Source organism: Geminicoccus flavidas (genome assembly GCF_009806515.1).
In the GTDB taxonomy this organism is placed as follows: Bacteria; Pseudomonadota; Alphaproteobacteria; order Geminicoccales; family Geminicoccaceae; genus Geminicoccus; species Geminicoccus flavidus.
This window is the reverse complement of record NZ_WUJP01000841.1, coordinates 1-9,126: the sequence shown is the minus strand read 5'-3', so window position 1 is coordinate 9,126 and position 9,126 is coordinate 1. Positions and strand designations below refer to the sequence as shown.

Sequence of the window (9,126 nt, the reverse complement as noted above, 5' to 3'; positions counted from 1 at the left end):
GCCCGCCTGCCTCCACGGGTCATGCCTGTGGCTGGGTATCGTCGGCGAGGCTCAGGCGTCTTGCCGCCGCTATCAGGCGGAGGAAGGCCGCCCCGGCGGGGGCTGCAACGTGGCGGGCACGCAGCCAGGCATGGGGCAGGCCGGCTTCCACCGCCGCGTCGACCGCGACACCGGCCGCGCGCAGGCGTGCGGCATAGGCCAGGACGTCGGAGGCCAGGGGATCGTATTCGGCGGCGGTGAGGAAGGTGGGCGGCAGGCCGGCGGGCTCCGCGGCCTCGCCCGGATGGAGGCGGAGGTCGTGGCGGTCGGCGGGCTCGGGCGGGCGGCCCAGATAGAGCTGGAGGTAGTGGCGCATGTCGGCGGCGGACAGGCCGGGCGCGTCGGCCATCGCGCTGCGCGAGGGCAGCGTGTCGTCGGCGCACAGGGCCGGATAGACCAGCAGCTGCCCCGCCGGCATGGGCAGACCCCGGTCCCGGCAGGCTTGGCTCACCGCGGCGGCGAGATTGCCGCCGGCGCTGTCCCCGCCGAGCAGCAGCCGGTCAGGCGCGATGCCCAGCCCGGCAGCGGCGGCCCGCACTGCCAGATAGGCTGCCAGCGCGTCGTCGAAGGCGGCCGGGAACGGGTGCTCCGGTGCCAGCCGATAATCCACCGCCACCGCGACGCAGCCCGTCGCATCCGCCAGGTCCGCCACCACGCTGTCATGGGTGTCGAGATCGCCCACCACCCAGCCGCCGCCGTGGAACCACAGGATGCCGCCACCCAGCGGCCGCGCCGGCCGGTAGATCCGGCAGGACCTGTCGCCGAAGCGGCGGTCCTCCGTCACCAGGCCCGGCGGGTGCGGCCTGCCGAAATACCGGCAGGTCCGGGCATAGGCCCGACGCTGCTCGTCGATTCCGGCTCCAGGCGGCAGCGAGGCCACCCGCTCGCCCTCCCGAAGCCAGGCGTCGATCGCGGGATCGAGCGGGTAGCGGGTCACGTGCAGGTGCTGTCCGCGAGCCCGGCATCACGGGCGAACGCTCGGGTCTGCAGCCACCACTCCGCCGCCGGATCCCATTTCAGGCGCGCGCGCCTGCCATCCGGTGTGGTCCGCTCCGGCGCGATCGTGCCCCACAGCACCGCGCCGTCGCAGCCGCTGTCCTTCACCTTGTCCAGCTGCTGCAGCCAGAAATCGCCCTCGATCAGGGCCAGCTCGAGCTTACGGTTGTGGTCATGGTATTGCGGCCAAAGGAACGGATACATCGGCTTGCCGATCGCCTTGCCCGCGGCGAGCATGCCGTCGGCCATCCGCATCCAGCCGTCGCGGTCCTTGTAGTAGGCATAGAGGGTCGGATAGAGGTCATCGACCGCATCCGCGAGCTTCTGCCACTGCTGGACCTTCTGCTGGTAGACGATCAGCCGGCCTTCGCGGCCGGGCTGGAAGGCCCAGTAGTCGCGCACCGGCACCATCGAGTAGTAGCCCAGTCGGACCCTGGGCATCAGCTTGCGCATGTGTTCGATGATCTGGACGAACTTGTCGACCTCGTCGCCTTCCCAGTGCTCGATGTCCAGGACGATCCGGTCGTGTCCCTCGCCCAGGAGCTTGGGCACGAGCTTCGTCTCGACATGGTCCAGGTCCGGCTCGTCCCAGTTACGGGTCGGCCAGAACTCGTAGGCATAGACGACCCGGATCGGCGTCAGCCCGCAGGCCACGAGATTGTCTGGCTTGCCGACAAAGCGCATGGCGTCGAACAGCCGGAACTTCGCCTCGGCCCGGGCCGGTGCAGCCGCGAGCAGCGGAGGCAGCGCGCCCGCGGCCGCAAGGCCGGTGGCAGCAGCGACGAAGCGGCGTCGGTCCAACAGAATCGTCCTTCTCCCCCAAAAGTCAGCCCGTACCAGCCCTCACGGCCCTGCAGTCGCGCACGAGGACCGGGCTCGGCCGGCACGGTCCAACTGCAGCCGGCACCCTTTCCTGGCAACCAGGTGCGGCGATTGGCCGGCCCTCATCCGACCGGTCGCCAGCCCCGGCGCGACGCATCATTCTCTAGCACCACCCGGTTAACCGGAAATGAATGCTGGGCAAATCTTCGTGTCGGGGGACATGCTCCAGGCCAAGGCATCTGGCGGGTCGGCACCCCAGCGTGGCATGGCTGGACAGGCCGCTCGGTTGGCGGCATCACCGGCTCTGCGTCGATCGGATCTGGGGGATCGGTCGGGCAAGGCGCGGGCGGAGGCATGCGGCCATGATCATCGTTCCCGGCTCGATCAACGCCGACCTGCTGTTCCCGGTGCAGACGCTGCCGGCACCGGGCGAGACCGTGCTCTGCCCGTCCTACACGATGGCACCCGGCGGCAAGGGCGCCAACCAGGCGGCAGCCGCGGCCAAGGCCGGGGCCGAGGTCCACTTCATCGGCCATGTCGGCGACGACGCGTATGGGCCAGTGGTCCGCCAGCTCCTGGCCGATGCCGGGGTCGAGGTCGCGGGCCTGGTCGTGTCGCCCAGGCCCACGGCGGTTGCGGTGATCGGGGTGGACGCGCACGGCGAGAACCAGATCATCGTCGCCTCCGGCGCCAATCTCGACACTCATGCCGGCCAGGTGTCGGACGAGCTCCTTGGGCCCGGCACCACGCTGCTCTGCCAGAACGAGATCCGCACGGAGGAGAGCTTTCGCGCCTTGCTGCGCGGCAGGGGCAGGGGGGCGCGGACCATCCTGAACCTGGCCCCCGCCGCGGCACTGCCGGGCGAGGTCCTGGATGCGCTTGACGTGCTGGTGGTGAACGAACTGGAGGCGCGCGTCGCCGCCCATGCCGGTGCGGGCGACAGTGACGTCCGTGCGCTGGCGGCACGGCTGGTGGCGGGGCGCAACCTCGCGGTGGTGGTGACGCTGGGTGCCAGGGGTGCGATCGCGCAGCAGGGCGAGAAGCTGTTCCAGGTCGGCGCCCTGCCGGTCGATCCGGTCGACACCACCGGTGCTGGCGACGCGTTCACCGGCGTGCTGGCCGCCTGCCTGGACCGCGGCCTGGGCCTGGACCTGGCGCTGCACCGTGCCGCGGTGGGCGCGGCCCTGGCCTGCGAGCGTCTGGGTGCCCAGAGCGCCCAGCCGACCCTGGCCGAGATCGAGGCGCGGGCCGGCCAGCTGCCCATGCCCGAAAGCCTCGGATGATGGCCCCGGGAGCGGCCGCCGGCACCAAGGGGGCTGCACCCTCCCTCGTGCTGGGCAGCCGGCAGGCCGGCTCGCCGGCACTCCCGGTCTGGCTGGTGCTGCGCCAGCTGGGCATCCCGTTCGAGGAGGCGCCGTTCCGGCCGGTGCCGGTGGCGGGCCGGCTGCCGTTCGCGGTCGAGCCGTCCCAGGACCAGGTGCCGCTGCTCCATGCGGGCCGGCTGCTGGTCTGGGGTGCCTTGCCGATCCTGGAACATCTGGCCGAGCGCCATGCCGGGGTCTGGCCGGCCGACCGCGCCGCCCGTGCGGCGGCCCGGGCGGTCGCGGCCGAGGCGGCGGATGGCTTTCAGCACCTGCAGGCACTGGCGGCGGGCGAGGTGAACGGTCTGCTGCCGCAGCCGCGTGCGATCGGGAGGCTCACCGAGGAACTGCGCCGCCTCCAGCGCCTGGTCGACCGGCACCGGCATCTGGCCGCTGCCGGCGGGCCGTTCCTGTTCGGGACGTTCAGCGGTGCCGATGCGATGCTGGCCCCGTTGCTGGGCCGCGTGCTCCGCCAGGCCCTGGCCGCCGACCCGGTCGCCACCGGCTATTTCCGGGCCCTGGGGGCTCTGCCGGCCTGTCAGGCATGGCTGGCAGAGGCCCTCCAGCCGGTGCAGGCAGCGGCGCCGCTGGCCACGCCCACCCACCTGATTGCCCCGGAAGCGGCCGAGCAGGCGCAGGAACAGACAGAACCGCAGCCGGCCCCGCCGGTCGAGGAGCCGCCGGTGCCGACACCTCCAGTGGAGGAACCTCCGCCGGTCGAGGAGCCCCCTTCCCCGCCACCGCCACCGCCGCCCCGGCTGGAGGACGTCGACCGGCCGCCCATCACCTATCTGGAGGACCCACCGGTGCTCCGCTGGCGGCGGCTGCCGTTCCTCGAGCGAATCGCCCCGTCGCCAGCGGCACCCTCCCTGCCGCCACTGCCGACGCGGGCATCCGCTCCCGGCACCGCGGCGCCGCCCACGCGACCGCCCGTCGCGGCACCGCCCGAGCCGGTGGCGCCGGCACAACCGGTCCGCCAGCCGCGAGCACCCGTCCGGCCGCCGGCGGAACCCCCGCCCGCGGAGCCGGCCCGGCCGGAGCGGGCCGAGCCTGCGGAGGAGGGCGAGGATCCGTTCCTGTTCCGCCTGCGCCGGCCGGGCACGGTGGGCGAGCCCGGCAGCCGGCCCTTGAACCGGTTTGCCCGGGCACTCAGCACCGGACGCCAGCGCGACCCACAGGCCCAGCCCCCGGACGACCCGACCGAGCCGCCGGGCGGAGGCCGCCCGGCCGCGATCAAGCCGATCGGCTTCTCGACGCAACGACGCCGCTGAATGGGCCGCCGCTGAATGCGCCGGCCCCGGCCAGGGTCGGGGCCGGCGAAATGACGCCGGGCCGCCCGGTCATTCCTTCACCGCCCCGGTCAGGCTCGAAACATAGTAGTCGACGAAGAAGGAGTAGATCAGCGCCACCGGGATCGAGCCCAAGAGCGCGCCGGCCATCAGCGAGCCCCAGTGATAGACGTCGCCCTCGACGAGCTGGGTCAGCACCGCGACCGGCACGGTCTTCTTCTCCGAGCTCTGGATGAAAGCCAGCGCGTAGATGAACTCGTTCCAGGACAGGGTGAAGGCGAAAATCCCGGCTGAGATCAGCCCCGGCACCGCCAAAGGCAGCGTCACCTTCCACATGATCTGCAGCCTCGTGGCACCGTCGATCAGCGCACATTCCTCGAGTTCGTACGGGATCGACTTGAAGTAGCCGATCAGCAGCCAGGTGCAGAACGGCACCAGGAAGGTCGGATAGGTCAGGATCAGCGCCAGCGGGCTGTCATAGAGGCCCATCTTGAAGATCATGGTCGCCAGCGGGATGAACAGGATCGAGGGCGGGACCAGATAGGCCAGATAGATGGCGAGCCCCACCCACTGGCTGCCCTTGAAGCGCAGCCGCTGCACCGCATAGGCGGCCAGCACCGAGACGAACAGCGACAGGAAGGTGCTGGCGACCGCCACCATCATCGTGGTCCACAGCCAGCGCGGATAGTCGGTCTGGAACAGGAGCCGGTTGATGTGCTCCAGCGTCGGTGAACTCACCCAGAACGGGCTGTAGTCGGTGAAGTTGTAGAGTTCCGCGTTCGGTTTGAACGCGGTAATCACCATCCAGTAGAACGGGAACAGCAGGATCAGCAGGAACAGGATGAGCGGGACATAGATGACCATCATCCGGCGCGGCAGCGAATCCCAGTTGATCACGCCAGTGCGCTCGGTGGTGATCACCGGTGCCTTCTCGGCGGCGGCCTCAGTCATCGCTGCCTCCTTGCTGCCACTTGCGCCGCGCCAGCGCGACATAGGAGAAGATGGTGGACGCGACCAGGAACGGGATCATCGCCACCGCGATGGCCGCACCCTCGCCCAGATAGCCGCCCGGGATCGCGCGCTGGAAGGCCAGCGTCGCCATCAGATGGGTGGCGTTGTTGGGCCCGCCGCGGGTGATCGCGTAGACCAGCTGGAAGTCGGTGAAGGTGAACAGCACCGAGAAGGTCAGGACGACCGCCAGGATCGGCATCAGCATCGGCACGGTGACGTGGACGAACCGCTCCCAGGCAGTGGCCCCGTCGATCATCGCCGCCTCGTAGAGCGAGGGCGAGATGGTCTGCAGGCCCGCCAGCAGCGAGATCGCCACGAACGGGATGCCGCGCCAGACATTGGCCGCGATCAGCGACAGCCGGGCGTTCCACGGCTCGCCCAGGAAGTCGATATTGGTGTCGATGATCCCGATGCCGCGCAGCACATAGGAGATGATCGAGAACTGCGGGTCGTAGATCCACCAGAACGCGATCGCCGAGAGCACGGTCGGCACGATCCAGGGCAGCAGCACGATGGCCCGGATCAGGCTCTTGAACGGCAGATGGTGGTTTAGCAGCAGCGCCAGCCACAGGCCCAGCCCGAACTTCAGGATGGTCGCCAGGACCGTGTAGACGATCGTGTTGAACACCGAGAGCCAGAAGACCGGGTCCTCGAACAGGTAGGTATAGTTCTCCAGCCCGATCCAGATGCCGTCACGGCCGATCCGGGTGTCGGTGAACCCCAGCCAGACCCCCAGGCCCAGAGGGTAGCTCAGGAAGGTTAAGAGCAGGGCTGCCACGGGCAGCATGAACAGGGCAGCGAGCACGCGACGGTCGTCGAGCTTGCGCGACAGCCAGGACTGTTCCGGGCGGCGTCCGTCCCAGACAGTGGCGGCGCTGGCCATGGTTCCTCCCAGGGAATTGCGCATCGTGCGGTGGCCGGGCCGCCGACGGCGGGCCCGGCCATCCGGTCAAGGCTCAGCGATAATAGCGCTCGGCGCGGCGAGTCGCTTCCGCAATCGCATCGTCGGGCGAGGCAGCGCCGCTGACAACCGAGGAGACCATGGTCACCACGATGTAATCGGCGAGTGTGCCGGCGCTCGCATAGCCCAGCGGCCCCTTGTACCCGTAGGGCAGCGATTCGGTCATGATCTTCTGATACGGCGTGTGCTTGGGGTCCACGGTCCAGACCGGGTTGCCGTCATAGGCGTTGAGCGAATGCGCCCAGTAGCCAATGCTGGCCTCCTGCCAGGGCTCGTACTGCTCCTTCTCCATCATGAAGCGCAGATATTCCTTGGCGGCGTTCGGATACTTGGTGTGCCCGAAGATCATGCCGCTCACGGTCAGCGCCGTCTCGGTCGGCCGGCCGACCGGGCCGATCGGCATAGCGGCATGGCCGATATCCTCGGCCAACGCCTTGACGTTCGGGTCGTCCGAGGTCTTGGCGGCGTAATAGACCGAGATGCCATTCGCAACGACCGAGACCTCGCCGGCCAGGAACGCCTTGTTGTTGGACGGGTCCAGCCAGGACAGGGTGCCGGGGATGAAGGTCTTGTAGAGCTCGGTGCCATAGGCCAGCGCCGCGCGAGTCTCCGGCGAATCCAGCGTCACCTTGCCGTTCTCGTCGACCACCGAACCGCCATGCGCCCAGAGCAGCCAGTGGCAGAACGTGTTGGCGTCGCCCTCGGCCTGGCCCAAGGTGAAGCCTACTGGGTGGCCGATGCCCTGCAGCGCCTTGGCCAGCTCCAAAAAGCCCGCCGTGTCCTTCGGGAACTCGGAGAACCCGGCCTCCTTCATCCAGGAGTCGCGGTAGACCATCTTGCCGCCGGAAGCACCCACGGGGATGCAGATCCAGTTGCCCTCCGGCCCCTTGCCCATGGTCTCGGCGAGCGGCGCCCAGCCGCCATATTTCTTGCCCAGATAGTCGGCGAGATCGGTTAGATCGAGGATCTTCTCCGGGTACTGGTGCGGGTCGTCGTTCCAGGCCAGCACGATGTCCGGCCCGGTGCCGACATTGGCGGCGACGGCGGTCTTCGGCCGGAGATCCTGCCAGCTTTCCTGGTCGACCCGGACCGCCACCCCGGTCTGGTCGGTGAACTTCTTGGAATTGGCCAGGAACAGTTCCTCGTCGCCGGCCACGAACTTGGCGGGGCGCAAGACGCGCAGCTCGGCACCGCTCTCGATCTCGTAGCCGGGAGTCGGCACGTCGGCCGCCACGACCTCGGCCCGGGCAGCCCGGCCGAGCAGCGTCCCGCCGGCCACGCCGGCCATCAGTCCTCCGGACATCAGTCCCAAGGTGGATCGACGGTTGAACGACCGCATCCTGTTCGCCTCCCCTGCAGGCATTAATCATCTTTGTTACCCGACCTGTCATGCGGAACCCCAAGGGATCGGTCAAGGCGCGATGGTCACGGGATCGGTTGCGGGCTAGGAGATCGCCAGCGAAGGCGCGGCAGGGAGAATTGGGGATGCGCGTTCTGGTCACGGGCGGGGCTGGCTTCATTGGCAGGAAGCTGATCGCCCGCCTCCTGAAGGACGGCCGGGTCGGCGGCGAGCAGATCGAGCGGATCACCTGCTTCGACGTGGTGGCCCCGCAGGGCCTGCCCACGGACGACCGGGTCGAGGTGATCACCGGCGACCTGTCCGCCCCCACCCAGGTGGGCATCCTCATGGGCAACAAGCCCGGCATCGTCTGGCACCTGGCCTCCGCCGTCAGCGGCGAATGCGAGCAGGATTTCGACCTAGGCTATCGGGTCAACCTCACCGGCACGCTCAACGTGCTGGATGCCGCCCGCCGGGCCGGCCATGTGCCCAAGCTGATCTTCACCTCCTCGGTCGCGGCCTTCGGCGGCCCGCTGCCCGACCCGATCCCCGACACCCAGATCCTCACCCCGCAGACCTCCTACGGCGCGCAGAAGGCCGCCTGCGAGCTGCTGGTCGCCGACTACTCGCGCAAGGGCATGATCGACGGCCGCTCGCTGCGCCTGCCCACCATCGTGGTCCGCCCCGGCCGGCCGAACGCCGCCGCCTCCAGCTTCGCCAGCTCGATCGTGCGCGAGCCGCTGGCCGGCGAGAGCGTGGTCTGCCCGGTGGCCCCGGAAGCCAGGATGTACAGCCTGTCCCCGCGCAAGGTGATCGACGCCCTGATCCACGCCGCGACCATCCCGTCTGACGAGATCGGCCAGGTCCGCTCGCTGACCTTGCCGGGCCTCACCTACACCCAGGCCCAGATGATGGCGGCCCTGGAGCGCGTCACCTCGAAGCAGGTCGTCGACCGCGTCACCTGGACGCCCGACCCGTTCATCCAGAAGATCGTCGCCGGCTGGCCCACCACCTTCGCCCCGACTCGAGCGGAGAAGCTGGGCTTCCAGCGCGACACCAGCCTGGAGGAGATCATCCAGGCGCATATCGACGACGAACTCGGCGGCAACTGGGCGAAGTAGCGGTCGGGGTTCCTGGCGGCGGGTGCCCTTCCGGGTTTCCCGCCGACTGGCGGACTCACATCGCTTCGGGAAGCCTGAAGCGCTCCTTGCGCTCGCTGTAGCGGTCGGTCAGCTGGTCGACATGGCCACGGGTGAGCAGGGTGAAGCGCACCAGTTCCTCCATCACGTCGACGATGCGGTCATAGTA

The 9,126-nt window shown here is 69.5% G+C and carries 8 protein-coding genes and 1 pseudogene; 3 read left to right on the top strand and 6 right to left on the bottom strand.

Annotated elements, in window-relative coordinates; translation table 11 throughout:
- Positions 1 to 19 precede the first annotated feature (19 nt).
- Together EQG76_RS24170 and EQG76_RS24165 are read right to left on the bottom strand one after the other, a co-directional pair.
- Positions 20 to 976, bottom strand: coding sequence for an alpha/beta hydrolase (locus EQG76_RS24170; RefSeq protein WP_159717111.1), 957 nt, complete (start codon positions 974 to 976; stop codon positions 20 to 22).
- Entirely contained in the window at positions 973 to 1,836 is an 864-nt protein-coding gene (locus tag EQG76_RS24165; RefSeq protein WP_159717109.1) for a hypothetical protein, read from the bottom strand. The genes EQG76_RS24170 and EQG76_RS24165 overlap by 4 nt, the downstream gene beginning before the upstream one ends.
- A 383-nt stretch (positions 1,837 to 2,219) precedes the next feature.
- Here EQG76_RS24165 and EQG76_RS24160 point away from each other — a divergent pair, with 383 nt between their 5' ends.
- Together EQG76_RS24160 and EQG76_RS31815 are read left to right on the top strand one after the other, a co-directional pair.
- Positions 2,220 to 3,140, top strand: coding sequence for a ribokinase (locus tag EQG76_RS24160; RefSeq protein ID WP_159717107.1), 921 nt, complete (start codon positions 2,220 to 2,222; stop codon positions 3,138 to 3,140).
- A complete protein-coding gene (locus EQG76_RS31815) occupies positions 3,137 to 4,489 on the top strand; it encodes a glutathione S-transferase family protein (protein ID WP_200841072.1) in 1,353 nt (450 codons plus the stop codon). Before EQG76_RS24160 ends, EQG76_RS31815 begins: the two co-directional genes overlap by 4 nt.
- Positions 4,490 to 4,558: 69 nt before the next feature.
- Here EQG76_RS31815 and EQG76_RS24150 read toward each other — a convergent pair whose 3' ends face one another.
- The 3 genes from EQG76_RS24150 to EQG76_RS24140 all read right to left on the bottom strand — a co-directional run bounded on the left by EQG76_RS24150 (position 4,559) and on the right by EQG76_RS24140 (position 7,767).
- Entirely contained in the window at positions 4,559 to 5,458 is a 900-nt protein-coding gene (locus tag EQG76_RS24150; protein WP_159717105.1) for a carbohydrate ABC transporter permease, read from the bottom strand.
- The gene (locus EQG76_RS24145; RefSeq protein ID WP_159717103.1) at positions 5,451 to 6,401 is read right to left on the bottom strand and encodes a carbohydrate ABC transporter permease; all 951 of its coding nucleotides are present in this window, start codon (positions 6,399 to 6,401) and stop codon (positions 5,451 to 5,453) included. The genes EQG76_RS24150 and EQG76_RS24145 overlap by 8 nt, the downstream gene beginning before the upstream one ends.
- Positions 6,402 to 6,474: 73 nt before the next feature.
- Positions 6,475 to 7,767 (bottom strand): ABC transporter substrate-binding protein, encoded by a 1,293-nt coding sequence (locus tag EQG76_RS24140; RefSeq protein ID WP_235031539.1) that lies wholly within the window; start codon positions 7,765 to 7,767, stop codon positions 6,475 to 6,477.
- A 197-nt stretch (positions 7,768 to 7,964) separates the two neighbouring features.
- On the opposite strand from EQG76_RS24140, the gene denD reads away from it, so the two are divergent.
- Positions 7,965 to 8,939, top strand: a complete 975-nt coding sequence (denD, locus tag EQG76_RS24135) for a D-erythronate dehydrogenase (RefSeq protein WP_159717101.1) — start codon at positions 7,965 to 7,967, stop codon at positions 8,937 to 8,939.
- Positions 8,940 to 8,994: 55 nt separating this feature from the next.
- On the opposite strand, the pseudogene EQG76_RS33655 reads toward denD, so the two are convergent.
- Positions 8,995 to 9,126: pseudogene (locus EQG76_RS33655) on the bottom strand (arsenical resistance protein ArsH); the annotation flags it as partial.

What these genes read in the sequence shown, in the direction of transcription:
- EQG76_RS24160 (WP_159717107.1), top strand. Translation starts at nt 2,220, where the DNA reads ATGATCATCGTTCCCGGCTCGATCAACGCCGACCTGCTGTTCCCGGTG.
- EQG76_RS31815 (WP_200841072.1), top strand. Translation starts at nt 3,137, where the DNA reads ATGATGGCCCCGGGAGCGGCCGCCGGCACCAAGGGGGCTGCACCCTCC.
- EQG76_RS24150 (WP_159717105.1), bottom strand. Translation starts at nt 5,458, where the DNA reads ATGACTGAGGCCGCCGCCGAGAAGGCACCGGTGATCACCACCGAGCGC.
- EQG76_RS24145 (WP_159717103.1), bottom strand. Translation starts at nt 6,401, where the DNA reads ATGGCCAGCGCCGCCACTGTCTGGGACGGACGCCGCCCGGAACAGTCC.
- EQG76_RS24140 (WP_235031539.1), bottom strand. Translation starts at nt 7,767, where the DNA reads ATGGCCGGCGTGGCCGGCGGGACGCTGCTCGGCCGGGCTGCCCGGGCC.
- denD (WP_159717101.1), top strand. Translation starts at nt 7,965, where the DNA reads ATGCGCGTTCTGGTCACGGGCGGGGCTGGCTTCATTGGCAGGAAGCTG.